A 26,764-nucleotide genomic window follows, 5' to 3' on the forward strand; every position below is an offset into this window, starting at 1 on the left:
CGAAGGACCGTGCCATGAATCTGTTTCGAACCCTTGTCGTCGCACTGCTGCTGAGCGTCGGTGCGTCCGCGCTGGCGGCTGAGAACGGCAGCGGCGATCCTCGTTACACCATCCAGAATCCACCAGCCTACGCCATGCTTGGCGATTTGCTGATTGCCCGACCGTTGCTGGTGGCGGCGACGGTGATCGGTGCCGGGGCGTTTGTGCTGTCGTTGCCGTTTACCGCGCTGGGTGGCGGCATTGGCGATGCGGGGCAAGCGTTGGTGGTCGATCCGGCGAAAGCCGCATTTGTGCGGTGTCTGGGGTGTATAGGGGAGGGGTTTGAGCGGCGGGAGTGAGCTCTAAAAGCTTCGCGGGCAAGCCTCGCTCCTACAGGTTCCCCCGAAATTCATGAACGACGGAACTCTGTAGGAGCGAGGCTTGCCCGCGAAGGCGCCCTGACAGGCGCCAAATGACTCAAGCCTTACCGGTAATCTTGCGGTACTTCTCCATCAACTGTTCTTCAGTCTCCGGATGAGCCTCGTCCAGCGGGATGCAATCCACCGGGCAGACCTGCTGGCACTGTGGTTCGTCGTAGTGGCCGACACATTGTGTGCACAGGTTCGGGTCGATCACGTAGATCTCTTCGCCCTGGGAGATGGCGGCGTTCGGGCACTCGGGTTCGCAGACGTCGCAGTTGATGCAATCGTCGGTGATGATCAGGGACATGCTAACTCCAGCCGGGGCGGCAGGCCCGGGCGCAATAAATCAATGCGCACAATTGTGCCGCATTGGCGCCCGCAGTGCACGCGGGCGCGATCAAGTGCAGCAGATCGCAGACTGCGGTAACCCCAAAATATCGTCCGAACGCGACCCGAACCTGCGGCAGCTTCTACTTCTTGAAGCGCAGGGTAAGGGCGTCAGCCACCGCCGGGTGGACGAACTTGGTGATATCGCCGCCCAAGGCTGCGATTTCACGAACCAGCGTCGAGGAAATGAACGAATAACGCTCGGACGGGGTAAGAAACAGGCTTTCCACATCCGGCGCCAGTTGGCGGTTCATGTTGGCCAGCTGGAATTCGTATTCGAAGTCCGATACCGCGCGCAAACCACGCAGGAATACGTTGGCATTCTTCTCTTTGGCGAAATGCGCGAGCAACGTCGAAAAACCGACGACTTCAACGTTCGGCAAATGTTTGGTGACCTCGCGGGCCAGCTCCACACGTTGTTCCAGGGGAAACAGCGGGTTTTTTTTCGGGCTGGCAGCGACGGCGATGATCACATGATCGAACAGGCGCGAGGCGCGTTCGACCAGATCGCCATGGCCCTTGGTAATAGGGTCGAAGGTACCTGGGTACAACACTCGGTTCATCGCGTCGTCCTGGCGGGAGTCCGTTGGGGAGTCGGATGGTATCGCAGCCTTCCCGGTCGGCCAAGTCGCCTGTTAGGTAAGAAAGCACTATAGACGATAGGAATATTCCGCGTTTTCATGGGTTTTTCAAACGTTCAGCCAGCGAAGTGGCCAATTGTGCCGTCAGTCCGTAGACCGACAATTGTGGGTTTGCGCCAATGCTGGTGGGGAAAAGCGAGCCGTCATGAATCGACAGATTGGTGAGTTGGTGATGTCGGCCGAGGCTGTCGGTCACCGCGTTTCTCGGGTCTTCACCCATGGCACAACCGCCCATCACATGAGCACTGCCAAGGCGCGTGCGGTACAACTCAAGGCTCAGGCCATCAATCAGCGTGCGTGCTTGGGCAAGGGTTTTCACGTAGCGCGCGTCGGCGTGCATCGGCATCACGGCGTTGGCGCCACCGGCGAACTGAATCTCGGCCATGCTGTAGAAAGCCCGGCGCAACCCGTCCCAGGCGTAGGGTGAAACCTGATAGTCGAGCACCGGTGTGCCGTCACCGCGCAATTCGACGCTGCCGCCAGGGCTGTCCGGGTGAAAACCATCCCGCAGCAACGCCAGCATGGCATGGGTGTGCGGCAGGTTTTCCATATGCCGGGCGCTTTCCGTGCCGAAGCCGCCGAGCAGGGTACTGGCCAGCGCGGGGTGCAGCGGTGGAACCTCCAGTTTGTAAGACATCTTGCCGGTGGTGCCATCCTGCCACTGGAAATGGTCGGAATAGATCGACTGCGGCGCGCCATAGAACGGGTTGATCACCTCATCAAACAGTCCGGCGGACATGTTTACCAAGTGCAGGAAGGTCCGTTTACCCAGTCGCTCGTGAGGATCCGGTGCCTCGGAGCGCAGCAGCAGCGCCGGGCTGTTGATCCCGCCGCCGGCCAACACGTAATGCCGCGCCTTGACCGTAATCGTGCGTCCGGTGGGCGCAACGCAACGCTCATCCATCGCCATACAGTGCAGCCCCGTAACCCTGCCGTCGTTGATCGACAGCTTTTCGGCGCGGGCCAGATAGAGCAGCTCGCCACCGTTTTCCAGAGTTGCCGGGATGGTCGTGACCAGCATCGACTGCTTGGCGTTGGTCGGGCAACCCATGCCGCAGTAGCCGATGTTCCAGCAGCCGCGCACGTTGCGCGGAATCACATGCCAGGCGTAGCCGAGTTTTTCGCAGCCTTTGCGGATGACATCGTTGTTGGCGTTGGGCGGCACGATCCACGGCGCGACACCCAGGCGTTGTTCCATTTTCTCGAACCAGGGCGCCATCTCGGCCGGCGTGTGGCTTTTGACATTGTGCTCTTTGGCCCAATGGTCGAGGGTCGGATCCGGGGTGCGAAAGCTTGAGGTCCAGTTGATCAGCGTAGTACCGCCCACCGCCCGACCCTGAAGGATGGTGATCGCGCCGTCCTTGCTCATGCGTCCGATGCCTTCCTGATAGAGGCTGGTGTAGGCTTGGTCTTCGAGCATCTTGAAGTCGCTGCTGGTCTTGAGCGGACCTTCTTCGATCAGCAACACTTTGTAGCCGGCGGCGCTGAGGATTTCGGCGGTGGTCCCGCCGCCGGCACCGCTGCCGATGATCGCCACATCCGCTTCGAGGGTCAGGTCCTGGGTCAGTCGGGCGCCGTTGTAGGTTTTCCAGCCACGGGCCAGGCCTTCGCGGAACGGATCGGGTACGGGCATGTTCGGGTTCTCTTATTATTTTGGATTCTGTGGTGATGCGGCTGACGTCTTCGCGGGCAAGCCTCGCTCCTACAGGGTTTGAGGCGTTCACAAAAAGGTGAGCTACCTCAAACCTGTGGGAGCGTGGCTTGCCCGCGATAGGGTCGACTCGGTCTCAAACCATTGGCGGCCCCGGATACCCGCAATGCACCCAAGATTGCGCCCGGCTGTACCACGCCATCATCACCATTTGCAGCAACGAGCTATGGCCCATGCGCAGCAGGCTCAACGAGCTGTTTTCCCAACGGTCGAGAAAGTGGCGGATCTCGCCGGCACTGGCGTTTTCCCAGCTACCCCAGATGCCGGTCAGTGGGCCGCGGGTAATGCTCATCCCCAACACATCGAACAATTGCCGAGTCAGTTTGAGCATTTCCGGCGACAGGTGATTCAGGCCGTTATCCAGGCAGTGCAAGGTCTCGGCGACAGCGGTCGGCATTTTTTCGACGGCCACGGCGCCGTCGAGCATCACCGGGATCACTGCTCGCAGAAACAGCAGGTCGCCGCTGCGCAGAATCGCGAAACCGCTGGCCGGAGTACTCGACGAGCAGCCACTGAGGCTCGCGCCTAATCCGGCGGTGGCCAGAAAAGCGCTGGCGCCGAGGCTGAATTTAAGCAGGCCACGCCGTGACAGCGCGGGTGTATCGGACAAGCTTGGGCTCATTATTGTTATTACCCGGCGGTGAGGATGTTTAGCGGATAAACAGCTTCTGGATCAGTTTCTGAATGGATTTACCGTACGGCGGATAGATCAGCTTCGCCGCATTGAAACGCTGTTTGATCAGCACGCCTTTGGCCTTGCTGAAGGTCAGGAAACCTTCGTGGCCGTGGTAGTGACCCATGCCCGAGGCACCGATGCCGCCGAACGGCATGTCGTCCTGAGCAACGTGAAGCAAGGTGTCATTGAGGCAAACGCCGCCCGAATGGGTTTCGTGGAGGACGCGGTTTTGCTCACGCTTGTCGTAGCCGAAGTAATACAGCGCCAGCGGACGAGGGCGTTGGTTGATGTAGGTAAACGCTTCGTCGAGATCCTTGTACGGCACGATTGGCAGCAATGGGCCGAAGATTTCGTCCTGCATCACCGTCATGTCGTCGCTGACGTTGAGCAGCAGGCTATGACTCATGCGCCGGCCCTGGCCCTGATCGAACAGCGGAATCAGCAGCGCGCCCTTGCTGGTTGCGTCGCTGAGGTAGCCGTTGAGCCGCGCCAACTGTCGGTCGTTGATGATCGCGGTGTAGTCCGGGTTGTCGGCCAGGGTCGGATAAAACCCGCGAACCGCCTGACGATAGGCTTCGACGAAAGAGCCGACGCGGTCTTCCGGCACCAGCACGTAGTCCGGGGCGACACAGGTTTGGCCGGCGTTGAGGGTCTTGCCGAAAGCGATGCGTTCGGCGGCGTCCTTGAGCGGCACATCGCGGGAAACGATGGCCGGGGACTTGCCGCCCAGTTCGAGGGTCACCGGGGTCAGGTTCTCGGCCGCCGCGCGCATCACATGTTTACCGATACTGGTGGCGCCGGTGAATAGCAAATGATCGAAACGCAGCCGCGAGAACGCCACACCGATATCGGCTTCACCCAGCACCACGCAGACCAGGTCCTGGGGAAAAACCCTGCCCAGCAATTCCTTGAGCAGCAAACCGGTGGCGGGGGTCGATTCGCTGAGTTTGAGCATCACCCGGTTGCCCGCCGACAACGCCCCCACCAGCGGCCCGATGGCCAGGTAAAGCGGGTAGTTCCACGGCACGATCACTCCGACCACGCCCAACGGCTGATAAACCACTTTGGCCGACGCTGGTTGAAAAGCGAGGCCGACTTTGCGTCGCGAGGCTTTCATCCAGCCTTTGAGGTGCCGGCTGGCGTAGTGAATGCCGTGCAGGCTGGGCATCAGTTCGGCGATCAGGGTTTCATCGGCGCTGCGGTGGCTGAAGTCCTGGCTGATGGCGTCGATCAGGGCCTGGCGCTCATTGTTCAACAAGTCGCGCAGCGCCTTTAGCCATTGCTGGCGCTGAGCCACGGGTGGCATCGGGTTGGCTGCATACGCCGCGCGCTGATCGTCGAACAGGGTTTGGAGTTCGTCCAGGGGCTGCTGCAGGTTCTTCAGGTAGGCAATATCAGCAGGCATGATCGGCACCGGATTTATTGGAATGAGGGACTTTTTAGAGTCTATGCTCTAGAAAGTCAAATAGCACTTTGGTACGGCTTTGTTTTAACCACATGCGGATAGGTCGTAAGATGCCCCTCATCGCACTCTGAATTAAAGCTCAAGCCATGGCCCCTCGGATCAAAACCAGCGAGCGCATCGTGCAGAACAGCCTGGAGCTGTTCAATCAACAGGGCGAGCGCAGTATCAGCACCAACCACATTGCTGCCCACATGGAGATTTCCCCGGGCAACCTGTACTACCACTTCCCCAACAAGCAGGCGATCATCGCCGTGTTGTTCAGTGAGTACGAAAACCTCGTGGACAGCTTCCTGCGCCCGCCCCAGGGGCGCGCCGCGACGGTCGAAGACAAGCGCTTCTACCTCAAGGAGCTGCTCGCCGCCATGTGGCAATACCGCTTCCTGCATCGCGACCTCGAGCATTTGCTCGACAGCGATCCCGAGCTGGCCGCCCGCTACCGGCGCTTTTCCCAGCGCTGCCTGATCCAGGGCACCCACATCTACGCGGGCTTCGTCGAGGCCGGCATTCTGTGCATGGATAAGGTTCAGATCGAATCCCTGACCCTCAATGCCTGGATCATCCTCACCTCGTGGGTGCGTTTTCTGTGCACCACGCGGGAAAATTCCAATCATCTGAGCGAACAGGCGATCAAACGGGGCGTGTATCAGGTGCTGGTGCTGGAGGCCGGGTTCGTCACCGATCAAGCTCGCGAGGCAGTGAATGCGCTGTTCGAAGAGTTTTATGTGCCCCTGGCCCGGGCGCTGGAAGAAGTGGGATAAAGAGTGCAGCAGGATTCCAGACAGACAACATCACAGGAGCCCGTTATGCCCATTGCGCAACTGATCAGCCCGCAAGCGTTGGACTTGAAAAAGGATATGCCGGGGCTGGTGATTCTGGATTGTCGTTTTGCCCTCGAAGACCCTGATTACGGTCAGCGCAGCTACGCCGAAGGGCATATTGCCGGGTCGAGCTTTGCTGATCTGGAGCGTGATTTGAGCGGTGCAGTGGTCAAGGGTGTTACCGGGCGTCATCCATTGCCTGAACCCGCCGATTTGATCGAACGCTTTCAAGCCTGGGGTATCAACGCCGACAGCGAAGTGGTTTTGTACGATGACGGTCCCGGTGCCTACGCGGCGCGGGCCTGGTGGTTGCTGGCGTGGCTGGGCAAGCGCCATGGCGTGTTCATTCTCGATGGCGGGCTGAAAGCCTGGCACGCTGCCGGATTGCCCCTGAGTCTTGATGCGCCGTCGATCACCCGCGGCACCTTCACCGGGACGCCGGATGCTTCGTTGGTGCTCAGCGCCGAACAACTCCAGCAACGTCTCGGCCAGCCTGCGTTGACCTTGCTCGACGCCCGCGGCTTGCCGCGCTTCAAGGGTGAAGTAGAGCCGATCGACCCGATTGCCGGGCACATCCCCGGCGCACAATGTGCCGCGTTCACCGATAACCTGGGCAGCGACGGGCGGTTCCTGCCGGCCGAACAACTCAAGCAGCGGTTTGCCGCGAAGCTCGGTGATCGTTCGCCGACGGAGTTGGTCGCGTATTGCGGTTCCGGCGTGACGGCCTGCCACAACCTGTTCGCCCTGTGCCTGGCGGGTTATCCGTTGGGAGCGTTGTATGCCGGGTCGTGGAGCGAGTGGATCAATGATCCCGCGCGAGGCGTCGCCAAGGGCGAGTGATCACCACAACCCCCTGTGGGAGCGAGCTTGCTCGCGATGGGGGCATAACATTCAACGACGATGGTGACTGTCCCGCCGCCATCGCGAGCAAGCTCGCTCCCACAGGGGTTATTGGTGTTTGTGAGTCCCATTAAGCCTCAAGCAACTGCCGCGCACTGCGATACGCCCCCGGTCCTACGCCGTAAACCTGCTTGAATTGCCGACTCAGATGGCTCTGGTCGGCAAAACCCAGTTGCGTCGCGACTTCCAGCGGCAGGCAGCCGCGCTGTAACAGCGACCGTGCCCGGGCGATACGTTGCTGCATCAACCAGGTGTGTGGCGGCATGCCGGTGGCTCTGCGGAATACCCGGGCGAAGTGAAAGGGCGACAGGTTCACCGTCGCCGCCAGTTCTTCCAGCGAAGGCGGCGCCGCCAATCGGGATTGCAGCAGTTCCTTGGCCAGGGTCACCGCCCGGTGTTCCTTGCCGGGTCTGCTGGCGGCTGGGACGGCTGCGTGACGTTGCAGCAGCGACAGCATCATTTCCCGCCAGACCGTTTGCTGCTGCAGTGCCGTGGACGGACTCTCCAGCAAACAATGCAGTTGGCAGAACCCCTTCACCAGATCCGGATCGCGATACAACGTGGCGCCAAACGCCGGCAGGGTATCGGCCGGCAGTTCGAGCTCGTCCAGCAGCGAGAGAATTTGCCCGCTGTCGGGATAAAACGCCCGGTACAACCAACCATCTTCAGTACCTTTGTGGCCGGTGTGCAGTTCGTCCGGGTTGATCAGCACCAGCGTGCCGCTGCCTGCCAGATGCTCGGCACCTCGATAGCGATAGCGCTGGGCGCCGGCCATGATCATGCCGATCACATAGCCGTCGTGCACATGGGGGGCAAAGCGCTGTTCGATGTAGCGAGCGGACAATAACTCGACCCCGGCCAACGGCTCCGTTTGCCAGAAGTGAATCGACTCGCCCTGATCCGAACCCATGGTTTACTTGCGCCCTGTGGTGGCGAGCCATTGGGGAATGCGCCGTTCCAGGTAGTAACCCGGTTGCCGGAACGAGCCCTCGACGAAGCCGACATGCCCACCCTTGGCCTGCAACTCGAATTGCGTGCAGGCAGACAATTCGTCGGCTTGCGGCAGGCTATGAGGAAACACAAACGGGTCATCGGCCGCCTGGATGATCAGGGTCGGTGTGCGAATCTCTCCAAGGAAATAACGACTCGACGCGCGGCGATAGTAATCCGCGGCATCGGCGAAACCATTCAGCGGGGCGGTGACCCGGCCATCGAAATCCCAGAAGGTGCGCATATTCTCCAGTGAGCCCAACGCCGCCAATGCCGCCAGGCCATCCTCATGTCCGTCATGCTGGAACTTGCGCTGCTTGTTCTTGATGTAGGCGACCATCTCTCGCATGAAATGCGCTTGATAGAATTTGGAAAAACCCTGGCCGATTCGATCAGCGCAGTGATCGAGGCGAAACGGCACCGACACTGCCACGGCGCCTAGTACACCGCTGTTGCTGCCCGTTTCGCCCAGATGCTTGAGCAATACGTTACCGCCCATGGAATAACCGACCGCATACAGCGGTGCGAGGGGCCGTTGGGTCCGCAGGTGTTTGATGGTTTCCGCCAGGTCTTCACTGGCGCCGGAATGGTAGCTGCGCGGCAACAGATTAGGCTCGCCGGAACAGCCTCGCCAGTTCAGCGCGACGCTGGCCCAACCCTGGGCGCCCAGCGCCTTCTGTACGCCGGCCACATAAGGCGAATTCGATGAGCCGGTCAGGCCGTGCAACACCAGCACCAACGGTGCATTTGCGCTGTGGGGACCGTGCCAGTCCAGGTCAAGGAAGTCGCCGTCTTCGAGCCACAAGCGTTCGCGCTCGCGGTCGATATGCGTGGTTTTGCGCCATAGCGGTCCCCATAGGGTTTGTAAGTGCGGGTTGCCCAAGCCATAGGCGGGCGTGAAGGCAGGGGTGAAACGTTCTGGCAGATGGGACACGATTGCTCTCGATGCAGCGGTGCTTACCCGCAGCGTTAGCTGACTGAGCTTCGCACCGTTTTTTCAGGCCGGACTAACCGGCGATCCCTGCCATACGTTGCCACAACGCGTAGTACACCCGTCCTGATTTTTGCTCCCGATGCAGGCGCCAATTTTCTGGCAAACCCAATATCGACGGTGCCGTTTCGCTTTCAGTGTAGACCCACGCATCGTCACTCAGCCACTGACGCTCTTCGAGCAAAGTGCAAACGGCAGGCAACAGATTCTGATTGAACGGCGGGTCCAGAAACACCAGATCAAACGCCGTGGCCGGTTGGGTTTCGAGATAGCGCAAGGCGTCGGCAGTCTGTACTTGGCCGGTGGTGCAGCGCAGGGTGCCCAAATGTTCCTTGATGCTGGCTACCGCGATGTTGCTGGCATCCAGCGCCTGCCCCATTGCCGCGCCGCGGGACAAAGCCTCGAGAAACAATGCGCCGCTACCGGCAAATGGGTCGAGTACCTTGGCCCCGGCGACATAAGGCGCGAGCCAGTTGAACAGGGTTTCACGCACCCGGTCCGGGGTCGGTCGCAGGCCCGGTGCATCCGGGAAGCTCAGCTTTCGGCTGCCCCATTCACCGCCGATGATGCGCAGTTGATTCACACCGTTATGCACGTTGTGAACAGGTTTTTTAGGACGCGATGGACGGGCCATTAATGCTCCGGAACCCCGAGCGGTTGCTCGGCAGGTTTGTCTGTGGGGGCCGGCAACGGCTTTTGTGGCACGGTCGGGCCAGCGCTGACGATGACCAGTTTTTCCGTGCTCAGGTGTTTGTTCAATGCGGCTTTGACTTGCTCGACGGTCAGGCTCTGGGACTGCTGCATGAAGTCTTCCAGGTAGGTCAGCGGCAAGTTGTAAAAACCCATGGCGCCGAGCTGCCCGACGATGTCGGCGTTACTGGCGGTGGACAGCGGGAAGCTGCCGGCCAGTTCGCGTTTGGCATCGTCGAGTTCTTTTTCGGTGGGGCCGGTTTTAAGGTAATCTGCGAGCACGTCCTGCACCAGTTTCAGCGTGCCTTCGCTCATCTCCGCGCGGGTTTGCAGGTTGATCATGAACGGGCCGCGAACCTGCATCGGGCTGAAACCCGAATACACGCCATAGGCCAGGCCGCGCTTCTCGCGCACTTCGCTCATCAACCGGGTGCCGAAGCCTCCGCCACCCAGGATCTGATTGCCCAGCGACAACGCCGCGTAATCCGGATCGTCACGGTCGATGCCCAGTTGCGCGATCATCAGGTTGGTCTGCTTGGACGGAAACTCGATGTGGCCGATGCTGGGCTTGGGGTCGGTCGGTTGTTCGATTTTCGCCAGGGCCGGCCCTTTGGGCAGATCGGCGGATACTTGTGCGGCAACGGCCTCGGCCTCGGCGCGGGACAAATCGCCCACCAGCGCAATCACCACATTGCCGGCGGCGTAGGCTTTCTGATGGAAGGCCTGCAACTGCGCCAGAGTGATCGGTGGAATGCTTTTCGCCGTGCCATCGCTGGAATGCGCGTACGGGTGATCGCCATACAAGCGGTTCATCAGCTCCAGGCCGGCGAGTTTGCCGGGGTTCTGTTTCTGGTATTCGAAACCGGCCAGCATCTGGTTCTTGATGCGGGCAAACGAGTCGGCGGGGAAGGTCGGTTTGCCGACGACTTCAGCGAACAGCTTCAATGCAGGCTCGCGTTTGTCCGCGGCACTGAGACTGCGCAGCGATGCAATCGCCATGTCTTTATAGGCGCCGTTACCGAAGTCGGCCCCCAGGCCTTCGAAGCCTTGGGCGATGGCGCTGACATCTTTGCCGGCCACACCTTCATTGAGCATGGCGTTGGTCAACAATGCCAGGCCGGCTGCATCGCCGTCCTGGCTGCTGCCGGCGGCGAAGATCAGGCGCATGTCGAACATCGGCAGCTCACGGGCTTCGACGAACAGCACTTTGGCGCCATCGGCGGTGTTCCAGGTTTGCACGTTCAGCGAGCGATGGCTTGGGGCCTTGCCGTCGAGTTCTGCCAACGATTGCAGCTTCTGGCTGGACTTGGCTTTGTCGAGGGCTTCGCTGGCGCTGGTTTCGTCAGACTTGGAGAAATAGAAGGCGGCAGACCCAATCAGTGCAATGACGAACAGGCCGATCAGGGCCAGGCGCGGTTTTTTACGCTCACTCATGAGTCGTCTCCTCTGGCAGTACATGGGCGACGCTGAGACGTGCGCGGGTGAAATACAGCTTGGCGGCTTTCTGGATGTCTTGCGGGGTCACGCTTTCCAGATCGGCGAGTTCGGTGTCCATCAGTTTCCAGGACAAGCCGACGGTTTCCAGTTGGCCGATGGCGGTGGCCTGGCTGGTGATCGAATCACGCTCGTAGACCAGGCCGGCAATGACCTGAGCCCGCACGCGCTCCAGTTCTTCAGTGGACGGCGCCGTGGTTTTCAGCTGTTCAAGCAGTTTCCAAAGGCCAGCTTCCGCCTGGGCCATGGTTTTCTTCTTCTGGGTGTTCGGCGTGGCCGACAAAGTGAACAGGCTGTCGCCACGGGTATAGGCGTCGTAGCTAGACGAACCGCCGGACACCAACTCTTCGCCGCGTTCCAGTTGCGTCGGGATACGACCGCTGTAGCCGCCGTCGAGCAGCGCAGAGATCAGGCGCAGAGCGTTCACCAAACGCTTGTCTTCGGCGGTGGCGATGCTCGGCACGTTGAAGGCCAGCATCAGGCTCGGCAATTGGGTCTGCACATGCAGGGTGATCTTCCGCTCGCCGGGCTCGGCCAGTTCCAGCGGGATTTTCGCTGATGGCACGTCGCGCTTGGCGATCGGGCCGAAGTAACGCTGGGCCAGGGTTTTGACTTCATCCGGTGTCACGTCACCGACCACTACCAGCGTAGCGTTATTCGGCACATACCAGGATTGATACCAGTGGCGCAGTTCTTCGATCTTCATGCGGTCGAGGTCCGCCATCCAGCCGATGGTCGGCGTGTGATAACCGCTGGCGGGGTAGGCCATGGCCATGAAGCGTTCGTAGGCCTTGGACATCGGCTTGTCATCGGTGCGCAGGCGACGTTCTTCCTTGATCACCTCGATCTCGCGGGTGAAATCTTCGGCCGGCAAGCGCAGGTTGGCCATGCGGTCGGCTTCCAGCTCGAAGGCCACGCCCAGACGGTCACGGGCCAGCACTTGGTAATACGCGGTGAAGTCGTCGCTGGTGAAGGCGTTTTCTTCGGCGCCGAGGTCGCGCAGGATCAGCGACGCTTCGCCGGGGCCGACCTTCTCGCTGCCCTTGAACATCATGTGTTCCAGCGCATGGGACAGCCCGGTCTGGCCCGGTGTCTCATAGCTTGAGCCGACCTTGTACCAGACCTGGGAAACGACGACCGGCGCACGATGGTCTTCGCGCACAACGACCTTCAGGCCATTGTCGAGGGTGAATTCGTGGGTGGGTTGTGGATCGGCAGCCAAGGCTGAAAGTGGCAGACAAACTGTGCTGAACAGCAGGCCTGCAGCGCGGCGGGCTAGAGCATTCATTCGTTTTTAAACCTGTTGGGCTGCCCGCTTGGTCTTAGCGTCGGCGGGCGAGAGGGTGCTAGGATACTGATCCGTTTTACTGGCGGCCACGCCTATCAGGCCTTTGATCGGTCAATAGGTTGTTTGGGTTTGCGGCTTGGGCTTTGAATTTGTCGGCTAAACTCTGCGTTTTCGCCGACGATGGCGTTCCAGTCCTTCGTATTAATCAACCTTTGAGGTGCCGTTGGTACCTCGACAAAATGTTGCGCATGAACAAGCTGGATGAATCGCAGTCTGTTCCGCATCGAATTATTTATTGCCGAGGCGCCCTTTGGCGCGTCGCTACCGTGAGATAGCCGTCCTCCATGTTTGGTTCCAACGACGACAAGAAGACCCCAGCTGCGGCTGGCGAGAAGAAAAGCCTGTTCGGATGGCTGCGCAAAAAGCCGCAGGAACCCGTTGTCGAACAGCCACAACCACTTCCTGAGCCAACGGCGGCGCCGGTCCTGGAAGAAGTGCCCGCGCCGATTGCCCTGCCGATCGCCGAGCCGGTGCTGCAATCCGTGGCCGAGCCTGCTCCTGCTCCTGAACCTGAACCTGAACCTGAACCTGAACCCGTAGCCGTGGCCCCGCTGCCGCTGACACCAGCCGCCCAGCCATGGCTGACGTTGCCGGTGGCGGAAGAGCCGGTGGCATTGGTCGAAGATGAGCAAGCAGCGCACTTCACGCCGCCGATTCCGGTCCCGACTGCATTTGTTCCTGAGCCGGTTCAGGCGCCAGTGGTTGAGCCGGTCGTTGAACCTGTGTTCGTGGCCGAGCCTGCGCCGGTTGCTCCAGAACCTGTAGTGCCGACATTTATTGCTCCTGCTCCGGTTGCTCCGATTGTTCAAGCGCCAGAGCCTGCACCTGCACCTGCACCTGCACCTGCACCTGCACCGGTTATCGTTCCTGTTGTCGCCACGCCCGTTGCTCCCGTCGAAACTCCGGTCGAGCCTGTGCGTACCGAAGAATCCAAAGCCGGTTTCTTCGCCCGTCTCAAGCAAGGCCTGTCCAAGACCAGTGCCAGCATTGGCGAGGGCATGGCCAGCCTGTTTCTCGGCAAGAAAATCATCGATGACGAGTTGCTCGAAGACATCGAAACCCGTCTGCTGACCGCCGATGTCGGCGTCGAAGCGACCTCGGTGATCATTCAGCGCCTGACTCAGAAAGTTGCCCGCAAAGAACTGGCCGATGCCGATGCGCTGTACAAATCCCTGCAAGCCGAACTGGCCGCCATGCTTAAGCCCGTCGAGCAGCCGCTGAAAATCACCTCGCAGAACAAACCGTTCGTGATTCTGGTGGTAGGCGTCAACGGCGCCGGCAAGACCACCACCATCGGCAAACTGGCGAAGAAGCTGCAACTGGAAGGCAAGAAAGTCATGCTCGCCGCTGGCGACACCTTCCGCGCCGCAGCGGTCGAGCAATTGCAGGTCTGGGGTGAGCGCAACAAGATTCCGGTCATCGCCCAGCACACCGGTGCCGACTCGGCTTCGGTCATCTTCGATGCCGTACAGGCCGCCAAGGCCCGTGGCATTGACGTGCTGATCGCCGACACCGCCGGTCGTTTGCACACTAAAGACAACCTGATGGAAGAGCTGAAAAAGGTTCGCCGGGTGATCGGCAAGCTCGACGCCGATGCGCCGCACGAGGTGCTGTTGGTGCTCGACGCTGGTACCGGCCAGAACGCCATCAACCAGGCCAAACAATTCAACCAGACCGTCGAACTGACCGGCCTGGCGCTGACTAAACTCGACGGCACCGCCAAGGGCGGAGTGATTTTCGCCCTGGCCAAGCAGTTTGGCCTGCCGATTCGCTATATCGGCGTCGGTGAAGGCATTGATGATTTGCGTACTTTTGAAGCAGAACCCTTTGTCCAGGCATTGTTTGCCGAGCGGGAGCGTTCATGATTCGTTTCGAACAGGTCGGTAAGCGCTACCCGAATGGTCACGTCGGCTTGCATGAGCTGAGCTTTCGAGTCCGTCGGGGCGAATTCTTGTTTGTCACCGGCCATTCCGGCGCCGGTAAAAGCACCTTGTTGCGGCTGTTGCTGGCGATGGAGCGTCCGACCACCGGCAAATTGCTGCTGGCAGGGCAAGACCTGGGCACAATCAGCAATGCGCAGATTCCGTTCCTGCGCCGGCAGATCGGCGTGGTGTTTCAGAACCACCAGTTGCTGTTCGATCGCACGGTGTTCAACAACGTCGCGTTGCCATTGCAGATCCTGGGCCTGTCCAAAGCCGAAGTCGCCAAGCGCGTGGACTCGGCTCTGGAGCGCGTGGCGCTCTCGGACAAAACCGATCTCTATCCCGGCGACCTGTCCACCGGTCAGCAACAACGCGTCGGCATTGCCCGCGCCATTGTTCACCGTCCGGCCTTGCTGCTGGCGGACGAACCCACCGGTAACCTCGACCCGCGGCTGGCGGCAGAAATCATGGGCGTGTTCGAAGACATCAACCGTCTGGGCACCAGCGTGCTGATCGCCAGTCACGACCTGGCTCTGATTGCCCGCATGCGTCATCGCATGCTGACCCTGCAGCGTGGCCGATTGATCGGCGACGGGGAGGCTGGTGTATGAGTGCGACACGTAGCCCCAAGGTTTCCGAGCGCGTGGCCCCGAAGGCTGCTGATCCGCAACCGCAGCCGCAGAAGAAAAAGCGCGACGATGACGATGGCCCGGATTTCGCCACGCTGTGCCGCGCCTGGGCCGAAAGCCATCGCGCGAGTTTGCTGGACAGCTTGCGTCGCTTGGGTAAGCACCCGATCGGCAGCTTTTTCACCTGCATGGTGATGGCGGTTGCCCTGAGCTTGCCGATGGGTCTGTCACTTTTACTAAGTAACGTCGAGCGTCTCGGCGGTTCCTGGCAGCGTGCGGCGCAGATTTCCCTGTACCTGCAACTCGATGCCAGCCCTGCACAGGGCGAGTCGTTGCGTGAGCAGATCAAAGGCATGCCGGGCGTGGCCGACGCCGAATACGTGGGTCGCGATCAGGCGCTGGAAGAATTTCAGCAGCAGTCCGGCCTGGGCGAAGCGCTCAAGGAACTCCCGGAAAACCCGCTGCCGGGCGTGGTCCTGGTGACCCCGAAAGAGGTCGACAAGCCCGCGCTTGAAGCATTGAGACAAAAACTTTCCGAATTGCCGAAGGTACAACAGGCGCAACTTGATCTAGTCTGGGTCGAGCGTCTGGCAGCCATCCTCAAGCTGGGCGACCGATTTGTCTTCGGTCTGACCGTGCTTTTGGTTTCTGCATTACTTTTGGTGATAGGCAATACCATTCGTCTTCATATTGAAAACCGCCGCACAGAGATAGAAGTGATTAAACTCGTCGGCGGCACTGACAGCTATGTGCGCAGGCCTTTTCTGTATATGGGCGCGCTTTATGGCTTCGGTGCGGGGATTCTTTCCTGGGGCGTATTGGCGTTCGGCCTGAACTGGTTGAACGACGCGGTAGTTGGGCTGGCCGGTTTGTACGGCAGTGATTTTGCGCTGGCCGGAGTGCCAGTTGCCGACGGTCTATCGCTCTTGCTTGGCGCGGTGCTGTTGGGGTATATCGGTGCATGGATTGCAGTCGCACGCCACCTGCGGGAGCTTGCGCCAAAGTAATATCATTTTGCTCGTATTGACCTTTCAGCGTTTATGGGAACTTGTCTTTTGGTTTCCGGTCAATTTTCGCAGTGCTGAACTGCACGAGTTATGTAAGTCGGAGGTTTTTTCGTATGACCAATTCTTTGCAACCTGCATATGCTCTGGTCCCGGGTGCGAACCTGGAGGCCTATGTGCACACGGTGAACAGCATTCCATTGCTGACGCCGGAGCAGGAGCGTGAACTGGCCGAGAGTCTCTATTATGAGCAGGATTTGGGGGCGGCTCGGCAGATGGTGCTCGCCCACCTGCGTTTTGTCGTACACATTGCCCGTAGCTATTCCGGCTACGGCCTGGCCCAGGCTGACCTGATCCAGGAAGGCAACGTCGGCCTGATGAAAGCGGTCAAGCGTTTCAACCCGGAAATGGGTGTACGTCTGGTGTCCTTTGCAGTGCACTGGATCAAGGCGGAAATCCACGAGTTCATCCTGCGCAACTGGCGGATCGTGAAAGTCGCGACCACCAAGGCTCAGCGCAAGCTGTTCTTCAACCTGCGCAGCCAGAAGAAACGTCTGGCCTGGCTGAACAACGAGGAAGTCCATCGCGTGGCGGAAAGCCTGGGCGTAGAGCCGCGGGAAGTGCGCGAGATGGAAAGTCGCCTGACCGGCCATGACATGGCTTTCGACCCGGCCGCGGAAGCGGACGACGACAGTGCATTCCAGTCGCCGGCCAACTATCTGGAAGACCACCGGTACGACCCGGCCCGTCAACTGGAAGATGCCGATTGGAGCGACAACTCCAACCACAACCTGCACGAAGCGCTTGAAGTGCTGGACGACCGCAGCCGCGACATCCTCTACCAGCGTTGGCTGGCAGAAGAAAAAGCCACGCTGCACGACCTGGCGCAGAAGTACAACGTGTCGGCCGAGCGTATTCGTCAGCTCGAGAAGAGCGCGATGAACAAGCTCAAGTTGTCGATCGCGGCGTAACCCGCACGAAGGCAATAAAAAACGCCCCGATCATTGATCGGGGCGTTTTTGTTTGTGCCCGCTTATACCGACCTCTTGTAGGAGCGAGGCTTGCCCGCGAAGGCGGTGTGTCATTCAGAAATGATGTCGACTGACACACCGCCTTCGCGGGCAAGCCTCGCTCCTACAAGAGGGCGTCGAGTCATTGGGCCCATGGCGCCCGGCGCGAATCGTTGAGGCTGAGCAGATAACTATCCCCACCCAACTGACTCATCTGCTGCCGAATCCAGCCCGCCCGCCGTGCGACATAACTGGTTGGATGGCTGGCGCTCCACACCCGCGGGTTCGGCAGTACCGCGGCCAGCAGACTCGCCTGCTGCCGGGACAGCGAACGAGCGCCCACACCAAAGTGATGCCGAGCCGCCGCTTCGGCGCCAAACACGCCTTCATCCCACTCGACGCTGTTGAGGTACACCTCAAGAATCCGTTGCTTGGGCCACAACACCTCGATCAGCCCGGTAAACCAGGCTTCCAGGCCTTTGCGCAACCAGCTGCGGCCAGACCACAGAAACAGGTTCTTCGACACTTGCTGGCTCAGGGTGCTGGCGCCACGAATCGAGCCGCCGCGTTCGTTATGCGCAAATGCCGCCTGAATCGCGCCGATATCAAAGCCCCAATGCTCGGGAAACTTCTGATCCTCACCGGCAATCACCGCGACTTTCAGGTCGTCGGAGATTTCATCCCAGGGTTTCCAGGTGCGTTGCAGATCGATGGGCTCGCCATCGAACCAGGATTCGATCTTGCGCTCCACCATCAGCGCCGTTCCCGGTGGCGGCACCACCCGAAACAGCAACACCAGCAATACGCTGCCGCCCGCGAACCAGAGCAGGGCCTTCGTGAAACGACGGAAAATTAACTGCAGCATAGAGATGGCTTGGCCGAACCCGTTGAGCCGGCCATTATACAGACCCTGTTGATCGAGTCTGACTGGAGTTCTCATGTTGCGTGGCTTCCTGATGCTGGCTGCTTTTTTCGGCTTCACCGGTGTTGCCTTGGGCGCATTCGCCGCCCATGGCCTGAAAAGCCGCCTGAGCGCCGAGTACCTGGCGATTTTCCATACGGGCGTCACCTATCAACTGGTGCACACCCTGGCGTTGCTGGGCGTAGCGCTGCTCGCCACGCAAATTCCCGGTCGACTGATTACGTGGGCCGGCGCATCATTTGCTATTGGCATTCTGTTGTTTTCCGGCAGCCTGTACCTGCTGACGATAACGGGCATCAGCAAGCTCGGGATCGTTACACCCTTCGGTGGCCTGGCATTCCTGATCGGCTGGGTTTGCCTGGGGCTTGCCGCCTGGCGGCTGTAGGAACGAGGCTTGCCCGCGAAGGCGTCGTATCAGTCACCTTCTTCGTTGACTGACACCATGCCTTCGCGGGCAAGCCTCGCTCCTACGGGATCGGGTTTCAAGACGAATGGCTTGGGTCGGCCTGACTGATCGGGCTAGAATGCCAGCCCCAAAAAATGATGGCGGCATTCGGTATGCGCATTCAATTGAACGGCGAATCCCTTGAACTGCCCGACGGTGAAACCGTTGCGGCCCTGCTGACCCGTCTGGAACTGACCGGGCGCCGGGTGGCGGTCGAGCTCAATCTGGATATCGTCCCGCGCAGCCAGCACGCAGAAACCACGTTGAACGACGGCGATTCCGTCGAGGTGGTACACGCCATCGGCGGCGGCTAGCTGCCAGGCCTGAGCGGCCACAGAATATTCTGCAAGAACCTCACCCCTACAGAGGATTTCCCATGAGCATCGTTCGTAGCGACAAGCCTTTCGTCCTGGCCGGTCGTACTTACCAGTCGCGCTTGCTGGTAGGCACCGGCAAGTACCGTGACATGGAAGAAACCCGGCTGGCCATCGAAGCCTCGGGTGCCGAGATCGTCACTTTCGCTGTGCGCCGCACCAACCTCGGCCAGATCGAGGGCGAGCCGAACTTGCTCGATGTCCTGTCGCCGGATCGCTACACCTTCCTGCCGAACACCGCCGGTTGCTACGACGCTATCGAGGCTGTGCGCACCTGCCGTCTGGCCCGTGAGCTGCTCGATGGCCACAATCTGGTGAAGCTGGAAGTGCTGGCCGATCAGAAAACCCTGTTCCCCAACGTGATCGAAACCCTGAAGGCCGCTGAAACGCTGGTCAAGGAAGGTTTTGATGTGATGGTTTACACCAGCGATGACCCGATCATCGCCCGGCAACTGGCGGAAATCGGCTGCATCGCGGTCATGCCGTTGGCCGGTTTGATTGGTTCGGGCCTGGGGATCTGCAACCCGTACAACCTGCAGATCATCCTTGAAGAAGCCAGGATCCCCGTGCTGGTGGATGCCGGTGTCGGTACCGCTTCCGACGCCACCATCGCCATGGAACTGGGCTGTGACGCGGTGCTGATGAACTCGGCCATCGCTCACGCCCAGCAGCCGATCATGATGGCAGAAGCCATGAAACACGCCATCGTGGCGGGCCGTCTGGCCTACCTCGCCGGCCGCATGCCGAAAAAACTTTATGCCAGCGCCTCCTCGCCGCTGGATGGTCTGATCAAGTAAGAGCCATTGATGACTGAATCGAACGACACGCCTATCGAGACGGAAGAAGGCGAAGAGCGCCAACACCGCCGCATCAAGAGTTTCGTGATGCGCGCCGGGCGCATGACCGAAGGCCAGCAGCGCGGTCTGGACCAAGGTACGCCACTGTTCGTGCTGCCGCTGGCCGATTCGCCGGTGGATTTCGACCAGGTGTTCGGTCGCTCGGCACCGCGCTCGCTGGAAATCGGCTTCGGCATGGGCCATTCGCTGCTGGAAATGGCCGCGGCCTCGCCGGAGCAGGATTTCATTGGCGTTGAGGTTCATCGTCCGGGTGTCGGCGCGCTGCTTAATGGCGTGCTGACTCAGGGCCTGACCAACCTGCGCGTCTACGATTGCGATGCGATCGAAGTGCTCAACCGCTGCATCGCCGACAACAGCCTCGATCGCCTGATGCTGTTTTTCCCGGACCCGTGGCACAAGAGCCGTCACCACAAGCGTCGTATTGTTCAGGCATCGTTCGCCGAACTGGTGCGCAGCAAGTTGAAGGTCGGCGGTGTGTTGCACATGGCCACCGACTGGGAACCGTACGCCGAGTACATGCTGGAAGTGATGAACGTCGCCCCGGGCTATCGCAACCTCGCCGAAGACGGCAAATGCGTCCCGCGCCCGACTGAACGCCCGATCACCAAGTTCGAACGCCGCGGCGAACGTCTTGGGCACGGCGTGTGGGATTTGAAGTTCGAAAAACAGTCCTGAACACAGCACTGCAAAAACTGTGGGAGCGAGCTTGCTCGCGATGAGGCCATTACATTCAACATCTTTGTTGACTGTCAGGCCGCCATCGCGAGCAAGCTCGCTCCCACATTTGTTTTGTGCCGGATTCAAGAATGATGCTTGGCCGCCGAAAGCTCTACGTCCCCACTTGTAAAGGAAGACAAGGTTTTGAAGTTCATCCTCGCCTGCATTCTTGTATTCAGCGCCCTGCCTTCACTGGCTTGCGCGTCGACGCTGACTATCGACGACTACTTTGAGCGTGCCCTGGACGCGGCCGACCAGATCAAGCGTAACGCGGATGAGTTGGTCAGGCTGGAGGCAAGCGGGGAGCTTGATTTCAAGAACAAGCCCGACCAGATAGGCAGCATGGAAAATGATCTGGCCGCTTTCAAATACAATTTGAAGATGGCATCTGACGGCGGGCACCCTATCGCGAGTTATTTGCTGGCCAACACCTTGAGCAAGCCGGGCCCTACGGAACAACAGCGCAGAGAAACCTGTGATCTCTATGAAAAAGCCATGGATCAAGGCTTGTTGGCGGCAGCAGTTGCCTACTTCCATCGATGCGATCAGGTTTACATGAAGTTTGACCGGCGTGATGCCGGTCACTTGAAATATCTGCAGACGCTCGAGGAACTGCTTCAGCAGGCAGATATTTTTGCTGACTTTTATCCAATGCCGGCCAAGCGCGCTCTTTGTTTCCAGGACTTGGGGGCAGACATGCCAAAAGATCGAGTGATTGGAGCTTTGCAGGCGCGTGCGGTCGCGTTGATGCTGACTGAAGATCAGTATCGGGCCGAGGCCAATTACATTCTGGCAATGAGTCGAGTAAATGAGAGCGGTAAGCTCGACAGTCAGAATGTTGTGTATCTGGATAAAGCCGAAGCGTTGGGCTGCCACGACTTTATCGGGATCAATACCAAAATCCGCGGCGAAGCCCAGGCTTCAAAGACTCAATAAGCTGGCTCAGCGCCGATCCGCCACAACCCCGATCAACACCAGCACCACCAACAGCACCGGTGCCAGGCTGTAGTTGTTGAACTGGCTCAGGCCTTTGATGATCCATGGCGTTGCGTAGATCAGCGCCACGCCGCTGCCGACCATGCACAGCAGGGCCATCAGCGGGACGCGCAAGGCGCCGGCGATGCTGCCCAGGCGTTGGTCGACCCAGCCTTTGATGTCGGCGCCAAACAGCACCAGCAAGCAGCCCACCAGCGCCAGAGAGATTTCCGACAGGTTGCTACGGCTCCAGCGGGACACGGTGGCGAGCAGGTCGAGTACCAGATCCATTCGATTTCCTTATGTCAGAAAATTCTGCAGCAAGTCATTGAGAAAGAGTTGTCCGCGCAACGTGGCCGCCAGACGTGACGGTTCGACCTGCAACAAGCCACTTTGTTCGGCCTCGCGACGGCCTTCGGCGAGGCTTTCCAGAGGCAGCCCGGTGCGCTCCGGATACAACCGCGCTTCGACGCCCTCGGTCAGGCGCAAGGCGTTCATCAGGAACTCGAACGGCAGCTCTTCGTTGGTCAGGGCTTTATCGCCGGCCAGAAAGCGTTTGGCCGGGTTGAGGTAGTCCTTTGGCAGGCGGGTCTTCCAGGTGCGCACGATGCGCCCGTCCGGATGGCTGAGCTTGCCGTGGGCGCCGGCACCGATGCCGATGAAGTCGCCGAAACTCCAGTAATTGAGGTTATGCCGCGCCGCACGACCGGGCTGGGCATAAGCCGAGACCTCGTATTGCGTGTAACCGTGTTCGGCCAGCAGCGCCTGACCGGCCTCCTGAATATCCCACAGGGTGTCGTCTTCCGGCAGCGTCGGCGGCTGGTTCCAGAACACCGTGTTCGGTTCCAGCGTCAGTTGATACCAGGACAGGTGGGTCGGCTGCAGGGCAATGGCCTGGCGCAGGTCGTTCAGGGCGTCGTCCAGAGACTGATCGGGCAAACCGTGCATCAGGTCCAGGTTGAAGTTATCGAAGCCGGCCTGACGGGCCATGCCGGCGGCACGCACTGCTTCGTCGCCGTTGTGAATCCGTCCCAGGGCCTTGAGCTTCTCTTCCTGAAAACTCTGGATGCCGATCGACAGGCGATTGATGCCCAACGCCCGATAGGCGCGGAATTTTTCCTGTTCGAACGTTCCGGGGTTGGCTTCCAGGGTGATTTCGATATCGCTGGCAAACGGGATGCGCTGTTCGACACCTTTGAGCAAGCGGCCCAAAGCCTCGGCACTGAACAGGCTCGGCGTACCGCCACCGAAGAAGATCGAACTCAGCTCACGGCCATAGGCCGCATGCAGGTCCTGATCGAGGTCGGCCAGCAACGCGTCGACATATTCTTCTTCCGGCAGCACGGGGCTGGCGGTGTGGGAGTTGAAGTCGCAATAAGGGCATTTGCGTACACACCACGGGATGTGGATGTACAACGCCAGGGGCGGCAGCACGGGCAGGGCCGCTCGAGGCGATTGTGCGGCGCCGCCGAAGATCAGCGGCGACGCGGACGAGTCATGGGTCATTTCAGGCCCAGACGCTGGCGCAGCAGATCCATTGCACGGGCGCGGTGGCTGATCTGGTTCTTGTCGCCCGGGCTCAACTCGGCGCTGGAACAATTGCGCTCCGGCACCCAGAACAGCGGATCGTAGCCAAAACCGTGGTCGCCACTGGCTTGGGTCAGGATGCGCCCATGCCACAGGCCTTCGCAGAGGATCGGCAACGGATCGTCGGCATGTCGCACCAGCGCCAGCACACAGACGAACTGCGCGCCGCGCTCGGCTTCGGGCACGTCTTTCAACGCGTCGAGCAGTTTGGCGTTATTCGCCGCATCGCCTTTACCGTCAGCGTAACGAGCCGAATAGATACCCGGCGCACCGCCGAGGAAATCCACCGCCAGCCCCGAATCGTCGGCCAAGGCCGGCAGACCGGAAATGCGCGAGGCATTGCGTGCCTTGAGAATGGCGTTCTCGACGAACGACAGGCCGGTTTCTTCAGGCTCGACACTGCTGAACTCGCCGATCGAGCGCAAGTGCACCGATTCGCCGAGCATGGCCTGGAGTTCCTTGAGTTTGCCGGCGTTATGGCTGGCCAGTACGAGTTGGGTGAAATTCATCATTGGCCGGGGAAAAGCTCTTGCTGGAAATTGATGGTGTTGGTTTTGTCGCCGGTTTTAACATCGATCTTGAAGGTGCGGATTTCCTGCTGATCCACCGGGAACTGGGCGATGTAGTAGACCGCGCCTGTTTCAGTGATCTGTTTGAACTTCAGCGGGATGCTTTGGCTGGTCAGGTCTTTGACCGTGCCGCTGACCTGAGCCGTCTGTGGTTTACCTTCCTTCATTACCGAGACGTTGATCACACCCTGATTCTTGCTGCGATTCAGCTCGGCCGCTTTGGCGATATCCGGTGTCAGGAAAGTGGAATTGAAGGTGTTGTAGTGCACCGTCACGTCGCCAAAGGTTTCCTTGCGCTCGCCCTTGATGACATCGGCGGCCATGGTGGTAATGCTCAGGCAGGCAGTAAGTAAAAACAGTGCTAGACGACCCATGATCGTTCTCCTCGAAGTGTCGTGATTCAGACCGCGACCTTGTGGTCCGGCAGACCGGGGCTGCTGACGCGGTAGATGCCGATCTCACCTAACAGATTAGGCCATAGCTTACTGGCCCACCCATGCCGATGCTGTTGATCCACGGCAAGCCGATCAATGACCTTGGCTTCACGTTCGCGACACAGCGCTTCAAAGTCTTCGAAAGTACAGAAGTGGATGTTCGGCGTGTTGTACCAGGTATACGGCAGAAACTCCGAAACCGGCATCCGCCCCTTACTCGCCAGATACCAGCGGCAGCGCCAGTGGCCGAAGTTGGGGAAGGTAATGATGCACTGGCGACCGACCCGCAGCATTTCGTCGAGGATCCTGTCCGGGTAGTGCACTGCCTGCAAGGCCTGGGTCATGACCACGATGTCGAAGCTGTTGCTGGCGAAGTTGCCCAGACCCTTGTCCAGGTCCTGCTCGATGACGTTGATGCCCTTGGCCACGCACTCGGCAATGTTGTCCGGGTCGTTTTCCAGGCCATAGCCGGTAACCTGTTTGTGGTCACGCAGCCAGGTCAGCAACTCGCCGTCACCGCAACCGAGGTCGAGCACGCGGCTGCCGGCGGGGATCCATTCCTGGATGATTTCCAGATCGGCTCTCATGTCTTCCTCAAAGCGCTATACGGTTCATGTAATTGCTGAAGGCCTGCAAATAACGCGGGATCGGAATCAGGAAGGCGTCGTGGCCTTGCGGAGCATCGATCTCCAGGTAGCAGACGTCTTTTCTGGCCGCCATCAGCGCGTCCACCAGTTCCCGCGAGCGGGCAGGGGAGAAGCGCCAGTCGGTGGTGAAGGACATCACACAGAACCTGGCGGTGGCGCCTGCGAAGGTTTTCGCCAGGTCATCGTCGAAGTTCGCCGCCGGGTCGAAGTAGTCCAGCGCCTTGGTCATCAGCAGGTAGGTGTTGGCGTCGAAACGCCCGGAAAACTCCTCGCCCTGATAGCGCAGGTAGCTTTCGACCTGGAATTCGACGCTGTGGAAGTCGTAGTTGAGTTTTTCGCTCTTGAGGCCTCGACCGAATTTTTCGCCCATGGAGTCGTCGGACAGGTACGTGATGTGCCCGACCATCCGCGCCAGCATCAGCCCGCGCTTGGGGATCACGCCCGCTTCCTGGAACGAGCCGCCGTGGAACTCCGGGTCGGTGAGGATCGCCTGACGTGCGACTTCGTTGAACGCGATGTTCTGCGCCGACAGTTTCGGTGCCGAGGCGATGGCCAGGCAGTGCCGCACGCGGTCCGGGTAGGTGATGGTCCACTGCAAGGCCTGCATGCCGCCGAGGCTGCCACCGATTACCGCCGCCCATTGGCGGATGCCGAGCAAGTCCGCGAGGCGTGCCTGGCTGTGGACCCAGTCTTCCACGGTCAACACCGGGAAGTCGGCGCCGAACGGCTTGCCGGTTTCCGGATTGATGCTGCTGGGGCCGGTGGAACCGTTGCACCCGCCGAGATTGTTCAGGCTGACCACGAAGAACTTGTGGGTGTCGATCGGCTTGCCGGGGCCGATGCAGCTGTCCCACCAACCGGGTTTTCGGTCATCGGGGCTGTGGAAGCCGGCGGCGTGATGGTGACCGGACAAGGCGTGGCAGATCAGCACGGCGTTGCTCGCCGCAGCGTTCAGCGTGCCGTAGGTTTCGTAGATCAGGTCATAAGCGGGCAGCGAACGTCCGCAGGCCAAGGCCAGGGGATCACTGAAGTGCGCCACTTGCGGCGTCACCAGACCAACAGAATCGGGGGGGAAGGCAGCTGGCATCGACCCTGCTCTCATTGAAATGAGGCGTAAGTCTAAAGACCGCTGTGGCTAGCGGCAAGCAAAGGCCGGGCCTGATTGCGTTCCCGTCAGACCGAGGTGCGGCCATCGCGGGCAAGCCACGCTCCCACAGGGTTACGCATTCCAATGTGGGAGCGTGGCTTGCCCGCGATGAACGATGACGCGGTCATTCGGATTAACGCGACAATCCTGGCAAATCCGGCAGTTTCTTCGGCGAACAAATCCGCACCCGTTTCTGCCGGTTCAGCTCTCCACTAATCAAACTCACCTGGCTCTTGGACACCCCGAACGCCTTGGCCAGAAACGCCATCAGATACGCATTGGCCTTGCCTTCAACGGGCGGTGCGGTCAGGCGGATTTTCAGGCGATCGCCATGCAGCCCGCAGAAATCATCGCTGCGGGCCGCAGGTTGCAGGTGACATTCCAGAATCAGGTCATCACCGTCCCAGCGAAAGTAGCTCATCAGATCAGGCCGAACAGTTCCTTCGGCATGAGGGCGTAGTACGCAAGGCGTGGAATCAGCCAGCTCTGCAGCAACTGCAGTGCGATAAACGCGAAGATCGGCGAGATGTCGAGGCCGCCCAGGTTCGGCACGATCCGGCGGAACGGCGCGAGTACCGGTTCAGTGATCTGTTGGACCAGCTCTGCGCCTGGGTTGTGGCTGCCCGGAGCAACCCAGGACAGAATCACGCTGATGATCATCGCCCAGAACAGGATCTTCAAAAACAGCGCGAAGATCCCAATCAATGCCCATGGCGCCAGAAACAGCACGTCGATCTGGTAACCACGAAGCAGCAGGATGACCGCATACAGCGCCATCTGCACGATCAACGCCAGTACCAGCGACGACATGTCCAGCCCGAACATGCTCGGGATAACCCGGCGCAATGGCTTGAGCAGCGGTTGAGTGGCTTTCACGGCGAACTGGCAGAGCGGGTTGTAGAAGTTCGCTCGCACCAGTTGCAGGATAAAGCGCAGCAGCACGATCAGCAGATACAGGCTGCACAGGGTTTGAATCACAAAAATGGCAGCGTCATTGAGTCCGAGCATCATTG

31 protein-coding genes are annotated in these 26,764 nt (G+C 60.0%); 12 read left to right on the forward strand and 19 right to left on the reverse strand.

Going from position 1 to position 26,764, the window contains the following annotated elements:
* The first annotated feature begins 14 nt into the window (after positions 1-14).
* Positions 15-338, forward strand: coding sequence for a multidrug transporter (locus NHU87_RS05685; RefSeq protein ID WP_253546423.1), 324 nt, complete (start codon positions 15-17; stop codon positions 336-338).
* 118 nt (positions 339-456) lie between these two features.
* Here the strand turns inward: NHU87_RS05685 and NHU87_RS05690 are convergent, their stop codons facing one another.
* The 5 genes from NHU87_RS05690 to NHU87_RS05710 form a co-directional block, all read right to left on the reverse strand.
* Positions 457-708, reverse strand: a complete 252-nt coding sequence (locus tag NHU87_RS05690) for a YfhL family 4Fe-4S dicluster ferredoxin (protein WP_003195146.1) — start codon at positions 706-708, stop codon at positions 457-459.
* 163 nt (positions 709-871) lie between these two features.
* Entirely contained in the window at positions 872-1,351 is a 480-nt protein-coding gene (gene coaD, locus NHU87_RS05695) for a pantetheine-phosphate adenylyltransferase (RefSeq protein ID WP_007897855.1), read from the reverse strand.
* A gap of 115 nt (positions 1,352-1,466) precedes the next feature.
* Positions 1,467-3,062 (reverse strand): GMC family oxidoreductase, encoded by a 1,596-nt coding sequence (locus NHU87_RS05700; RefSeq protein WP_253546425.1) that lies wholly within the window; start codon positions 3,060-3,062, stop codon positions 1,467-1,469.
* A 154-nt stretch (positions 3,063-3,216) separates the two neighbouring features.
* Positions 3,217-3,762 carry a twin-arginine translocation pathway signal protein gene (locus tag NHU87_RS05705; RefSeq protein WP_253546427.1) on the reverse strand — a complete coding sequence of 182 codons (546 nt, stop codon included), beginning with the start codon at positions 3,760-3,762 and terminating at the stop codon, positions 3,217-3,219.
* Positions 3,763-3,790: 28 nt separating this feature from the next.
* Complete coding sequence (locus NHU87_RS05710) at positions 3,791-5,221, reverse strand: coniferyl aldehyde dehydrogenase (RefSeq protein ID WP_253546429.1); 1,431 nt, start codon at positions 5,219-5,221, stop codon at positions 3,791-3,793.
* 146 nt (positions 5,222-5,367) lie between these two features.
* On the opposite strand from NHU87_RS05710, the gene NHU87_RS05715 reads away from it, so the two are divergent.
* Together NHU87_RS05715 and NHU87_RS05720 are read left to right on the forward strand one after the other, a co-directional pair.
* The gene (locus NHU87_RS05715; protein ID WP_253546431.1) at positions 5,368-6,039 is read left to right on the forward strand and encodes a TetR/AcrR family transcriptional regulator; all 672 of its coding nucleotides are present in this window, start codon (positions 5,368-5,370) and stop codon (positions 6,037-6,039) included.
* Between the two features lie 45 nt (positions 6,040-6,084).
* Entirely contained in the window at positions 6,085-6,939 is an 855-nt protein-coding gene (locus NHU87_RS05720; protein WP_253546433.1) for a sulfurtransferase, read from the forward strand.
* A gap of 130 nt (positions 6,940-7,069) precedes the next feature.
* Here NHU87_RS05720 and NHU87_RS05725 read toward each other — a convergent pair whose 3' ends face one another.
* From NHU87_RS05725 to NHU87_RS05745, 5 genes are all read right to left on the reverse strand, one after another.
* Positions 7,070-7,909: an AraC family transcriptional regulator gene (locus NHU87_RS05725; RefSeq protein ID WP_253546435.1), complete on the reverse strand. Its 840-nt coding sequence runs from the start codon at positions 7,907-7,909 to the stop codon at positions 7,070-7,072.
* A 3-nt stretch (positions 7,910-7,912) separates the two neighbouring features.
* Complete coding sequence (locus NHU87_RS05730; protein ID WP_253546436.1) at positions 7,913-8,923, reverse strand: hydrolase; 1,011 nt, start codon at positions 8,921-8,923, stop codon at positions 7,913-7,915.
* 73 nt (positions 8,924-8,996) lie between these two features.
* Positions 8,997-9,614 carry a 16S rRNA (guanine(966)-N(2))-methyltransferase RsmD gene (gene rsmD, locus NHU87_RS05735; protein ID WP_007897880.1) on the reverse strand — a complete coding sequence of 206 codons (618 nt, stop codon included), beginning with the start codon at positions 9,612-9,614 and terminating at the stop codon, positions 8,997-8,999.
* Positions 9,614-11,104, reverse strand: coding sequence for a M16 family metallopeptidase (locus NHU87_RS05740; RefSeq protein ID WP_253546438.1), 1,491 nt, complete (start codon positions 11,102-11,104; stop codon positions 9,614-9,616). The genes rsmD and NHU87_RS05740 overlap by 1 nt, the downstream gene beginning before the upstream one ends.
* A complete protein-coding gene (locus NHU87_RS05745; protein ID WP_253546440.1) occupies positions 11,097-12,452 on the reverse strand; it encodes a M16 family metallopeptidase in 1,356 nt (451 codons plus the stop codon). Before NHU87_RS05745 ends, NHU87_RS05740 begins: the two co-directional genes overlap by 8 nt.
* 344 nt (positions 12,453-12,796) lie before the next feature.
* Between NHU87_RS05745 and ftsY the strand changes: the two genes are divergently transcribed.
* The 4 genes from ftsY (at position 12,797) to rpoH (ending at position 17,038) form a co-directional block, all read left to right on the forward strand.
* The gene (ftsY, locus tag NHU87_RS05750; RefSeq protein WP_253546442.1) at positions 12,797-14,377 is read left to right on the forward strand and encodes a signal recognition particle-docking protein FtsY; all 1,581 of its coding nucleotides are present in this window, start codon (positions 12,797-12,799) and stop codon (positions 14,375-14,377) included.
* Positions 14,374-15,045: a cell division ATP-binding protein FtsE gene (gene ftsE / locus NHU87_RS05755; RefSeq protein WP_105340799.1), complete on the forward strand. Its 672-nt coding sequence runs from the start codon at positions 14,374-14,376 to the stop codon at positions 15,043-15,045. The genes ftsY and ftsE overlap by 4 nt, the downstream gene beginning before the upstream one ends.
* Positions 15,042-16,070: a permease-like cell division protein FtsX gene (gene ftsX / locus NHU87_RS05760; RefSeq protein WP_253546444.1), complete on the forward strand. Its 1,029-nt coding sequence runs from the start codon at positions 15,042-15,044 to the stop codon at positions 16,068-16,070. Before ftsE ends, ftsX begins: the two co-directional genes overlap by 4 nt.
* 113 nt (positions 16,071-16,183) lie before the next feature.
* Positions 16,184-17,038 carry an RNA polymerase sigma factor RpoH gene (rpoH, locus tag NHU87_RS05765; protein WP_007897890.1) on the forward strand — a complete coding sequence of 285 codons (855 nt, stop codon included), beginning with the start codon at positions 16,184-16,186 and terminating at the stop codon, positions 17,036-17,038.
* Positions 17,039-17,219: 181 nt separating this feature from the next.
* Here the strand turns inward: rpoH and mtgA are convergent, their stop codons facing one another.
* The gene (gene mtgA, locus NHU87_RS05770) at positions 17,220-17,942 is read right to left on the reverse strand and encodes a monofunctional biosynthetic peptidoglycan transglycosylase (protein WP_253546446.1); all 723 of its coding nucleotides are present in this window, start codon (positions 17,940-17,942) and stop codon (positions 17,220-17,222) included.
* Positions 17,943-18,015: 73 nt separating this feature from the next.
* On the opposite strand from mtgA, the gene NHU87_RS05775 reads away from it, so the two are divergent.
* The 5 genes from NHU87_RS05775 (at position 18,016) to NHU87_RS05795 (ending at position 21,328) form a co-directional block, all read left to right on the forward strand.
* The gene (locus NHU87_RS05775) at positions 18,016-18,384 is read left to right on the forward strand and encodes a DUF423 domain-containing protein (protein ID WP_253546448.1); all 369 of its coding nucleotides are present in this window, start codon (positions 18,016-18,018) and stop codon (positions 18,382-18,384) included.
* A 173-nt stretch (positions 18,385-18,557) separates the two neighbouring features.
* A complete protein-coding gene (gene thiS / locus NHU87_RS05780) occupies positions 18,558-18,758 on the forward strand; it encodes a sulfur carrier protein ThiS (protein ID WP_007897898.1) in 201 nt (66 codons plus the stop codon).
* 62 nt (positions 18,759-18,820) lie between these two features.
* Positions 18,821-19,615 (forward strand): thiazole synthase, encoded by a 795-nt coding sequence (locus NHU87_RS05785; protein ID WP_253546450.1) that lies wholly within the window; start codon positions 18,821-18,823, stop codon positions 19,613-19,615.
* 9 nt (positions 19,616-19,624) lie between these two features.
* Positions 19,625-20,350: a tRNA (guanosine(46)-N7)-methyltransferase TrmB gene (gene trmB / locus NHU87_RS05790; protein ID WP_253546451.1), complete on the forward strand. Its 726-nt coding sequence runs from the start codon at positions 19,625-19,627 to the stop codon at positions 20,348-20,350.
* A 186-nt stretch (positions 20,351-20,536) separates the two neighbouring features.
* Positions 20,537-21,328, forward strand: coding sequence for a hypothetical protein (locus tag NHU87_RS05795; protein WP_253546453.1), 792 nt, complete (start codon positions 20,537-20,539; stop codon positions 21,326-21,328).
* 6 nt (positions 21,329-21,334) lie between these two features.
* Here NHU87_RS05795 and NHU87_RS05800 read toward each other — a convergent pair whose 3' ends face one another.
* From NHU87_RS05800 to NHU87_RS05835, 8 genes are all read right to left on the reverse strand, one after another.
* A complete protein-coding gene (locus NHU87_RS05800) occupies positions 21,335-21,658 on the reverse strand; it encodes a DUF3392 domain-containing protein (protein WP_007897907.1) in 324 nt (107 codons plus the stop codon).
* Positions 21,659-21,667: 9 nt separating this feature from the next.
* Positions 21,668-22,873 carry a radical SAM family heme chaperone HemW gene (gene hemW, locus NHU87_RS05805; RefSeq protein WP_253546455.1) on the reverse strand — a complete coding sequence of 402 codons (1,206 nt, stop codon included), beginning with the start codon at positions 22,871-22,873 and terminating at the stop codon, positions 21,668-21,670.
* On the reverse strand, positions 22,870-23,466 hold the full coding sequence (gene rdgB / locus NHU87_RS05810) for an RdgB/HAM1 family non-canonical purine NTP pyrophosphatase (protein WP_253546458.1): 597 nt from the start codon (positions 23,464-23,466) through the stop codon (positions 22,870-22,872). The genes hemW and rdgB overlap by 4 nt, the downstream gene beginning before the upstream one ends.
* On the reverse strand, positions 23,463-23,897 hold the full coding sequence (locus NHU87_RS05815) for a DUF4426 domain-containing protein (protein WP_253546460.1): 435 nt from the start codon (positions 23,895-23,897) through the stop codon (positions 23,463-23,465). The genes rdgB and NHU87_RS05815 overlap by 4 nt, the downstream gene beginning before the upstream one ends.
* A 26-nt stretch (positions 23,898-23,923) precedes the next feature.
* The gene (gene metW / locus NHU87_RS05820) at positions 23,924-24,544 is read right to left on the reverse strand and encodes a methionine biosynthesis protein MetW (RefSeq protein ID WP_052964988.1); all 621 of its coding nucleotides are present in this window, start codon (positions 24,542-24,544) and stop codon (positions 23,924-23,926) included.
* Between the two features lie 7 nt (positions 24,545-24,551).
* Positions 24,552-25,691 carry a homoserine O-succinyltransferase MetX gene (gene metX, locus NHU87_RS05825; protein ID WP_253546462.1) on the reverse strand — a complete coding sequence of 380 codons (1,140 nt, stop codon included), beginning with the start codon at positions 25,689-25,691 and terminating at the stop codon, positions 24,552-24,554.
* A gap of 193 nt (positions 25,692-25,884) precedes the next feature.
* Positions 25,885-26,172 (reverse strand): DUF167 domain-containing protein, encoded by a 288-nt coding sequence (locus tag NHU87_RS05830; RefSeq protein ID WP_038980970.1) that lies wholly within the window; start codon positions 26,170-26,172, stop codon positions 25,885-25,887.
* A complete protein-coding gene (locus tag NHU87_RS05835) occupies positions 26,172-26,759 on the reverse strand; it encodes a YggT family protein (protein ID WP_253546464.1) in 588 nt (195 codons plus the stop codon). The genes NHU87_RS05830 and NHU87_RS05835 overlap by 1 nt, the downstream gene beginning before the upstream one ends.
* Positions 26,760-26,764: the final 5 nt, after the last annotated feature.

The sequence above is a fragment of the Pseudomonas mandelii genome, from assembly GCF_024138395.1.
In the GTDB taxonomy this organism is placed as follows: Bacteria; Pseudomonadota; Gammaproteobacteria; order Pseudomonadales; family Pseudomonadaceae; genus Aquipseudomonas; species Aquipseudomonas mandelii_E.

Bases quoted from the DNA above. Each gene is read 5' to 3' on its own strand.
- NHU87_RS05710 (WP_253546429.1), bottom strand. From the start codon at position 5,221: ATGCCTGCTGATATTGCCTACCTGAAGAACCTGCAGCAGCCCCTGGAC.
- NHU87_RS05690 (WP_003195146.1), bottom strand. From the start codon at position 708: ATGTCCCTGATCATCACCGACGATTGCATCAACTGCGACGTCTGCGAA.
- mtgA (WP_253546446.1), bottom strand. From the start codon at position 17,942: ATGCTGCAGTTAATTTTCCGTCGTTTCACGAAGGCCCTGCTCTGGTTC.
- NHU87_RS05725 (WP_253546435.1), bottom strand. From the start codon at position 7,909: ATGGGTTCGGATCAGGGCGAGTCGATTCACTTCTGGCAAACGGAGCCG.
- ftsE (WP_105340799.1), top strand. From the start codon at position 14,374: ATGATTCGTTTCGAACAGGTCGGTAAGCGCTACCCGAATGGTCACGTC.
- NHU87_RS05785 (WP_253546450.1), top strand. From the start codon at position 18,821: ATGAGCATCGTTCGTAGCGACAAGCCTTTCGTCCTGGCCGGTCGTACT.
- NHU87_RS05815 (WP_253546460.1), bottom strand. From the start codon at position 23,897: ATGGGTCGTCTAGCACTGTTTTTACTTACTGCCTGCCTGAGCATTACC.
- rsmD (WP_007897880.1), bottom strand. From the start codon at position 9,614: ATGGCCCGTCCATCGCGTCCTAAAAAACCTGTTCACAACGTGCATAAC.
- NHU87_RS05705 (WP_253546427.1), bottom strand. From the start codon at position 3,762: ATGAGCCCAAGCTTGTCCGATACACCCGCGCTGTCACGGCGTGGCCTG.
- NHU87_RS05720 (WP_253546433.1), top strand. From the start codon at position 6,085: ATGCCCATTGCGCAACTGATCAGCCCGCAAGCGTTGGACTTGAAAAAG.
- thiS (WP_007897898.1), top strand. From the start codon at position 18,558: ATGCGCATTCAATTGAACGGCGAATCCCTTGAACTGCCCGACGGTGAA.
- NHU87_RS05700 (WP_253546425.1), bottom strand. From the start codon at position 3,062: ATGCCCGTACCCGATCCGTTCCGCGAAGGCCTGGCCCGTGGCTGGAAA.
- NHU87_RS05800 (WP_007897907.1), bottom strand. From the start codon at position 21,658: ATGGATCTGGTACTCGACCTGCTCGCCACCGTGTCCCGCTGGAGCCGT.
- NHU87_RS05685 (WP_253546423.1), top strand. From the start codon at position 15: ATGAATCTGTTTCGAACCCTTGTCGTCGCACTGCTGCTGAGCGTCGGT.
- NHU87_RS05775 (WP_253546448.1), top strand. From the start codon at position 18,016: ATGTTGCGTGGCTTCCTGATGCTGGCTGCTTTTTTCGGCTTCACCGGT.
- NHU87_RS05745 (WP_253546440.1), bottom strand. From the start codon at position 12,452: ATGAATGCTCTAGCCCGCCGCGCTGCAGGCCTGCTGTTCAGCACAGTT.
- NHU87_RS05715 (WP_253546431.1), top strand. From the start codon at position 5,368: ATGGCCCCTCGGATCAAAACCAGCGAGCGCATCGTGCAGAACAGCCTG.
- NHU87_RS05740 (WP_253546438.1), bottom strand. From the start codon at position 11,104: ATGAGTGAGCGTAAAAAACCGCGCCTGGCCCTGATCGGCCTGTTCGTC.
- ftsY (WP_253546442.1), top strand. From the start codon at position 12,797: ATGTTTGGTTCCAACGACGACAAGAAGACCCCAGCTGCGGCTGGCGAG.
- metW (WP_052964988.1), bottom strand. From the start codon at position 24,544: ATGAGAGCCGATCTGGAAATCATCCAGGAATGGATCCCCGCCGGCAGC.
- metX (WP_253546462.1), bottom strand. From the start codon at position 25,691: ATGCCAGCTGCCTTCCCCCCCGATTCTGTTGGTCTGGTGACGCCGCAA.
- NHU87_RS05835 (WP_253546464.1), bottom strand. From the start codon at position 26,759: ATGCTCGGACTCAATGACGCTGCCATTTTTGTGATTCAAACCCTGTGC.
- ftsX (WP_253546444.1), top strand. From the start codon at position 15,042: ATGAGTGCGACACGTAGCCCCAAGGTTTCCGAGCGCGTGGCCCCGAAG.
- NHU87_RS05830 (WP_038980970.1), bottom strand. From the start codon at position 26,172: ATGAGCTACTTTCGCTGGGACGGTGATGACCTGATTCTGGAATGTCAC.
- hemW (WP_253546455.1), bottom strand. From the start codon at position 22,873: ATGACCCATGACTCGTCCGCGTCGCCGCTGATCTTCGGCGGCGCCGCA.
- rpoH (WP_007897890.1), top strand. From the start codon at position 16,184: ATGACCAATTCTTTGCAACCTGCATATGCTCTGGTCCCGGGTGCGAAC.
- rdgB (WP_253546458.1), bottom strand. From the start codon at position 23,466: ATGATGAATTTCACCCAACTCGTACTGGCCAGCCATAACGCCGGCAAA.
- coaD (WP_007897855.1), bottom strand. From the start codon at position 1,351: ATGAACCGAGTGTTGTACCCAGGTACCTTCGACCCTATTACCAAGGGC.
- trmB (WP_253546451.1), top strand. From the start codon at position 19,625: ATGACTGAATCGAACGACACGCCTATCGAGACGGAAGAAGGCGAAGAG.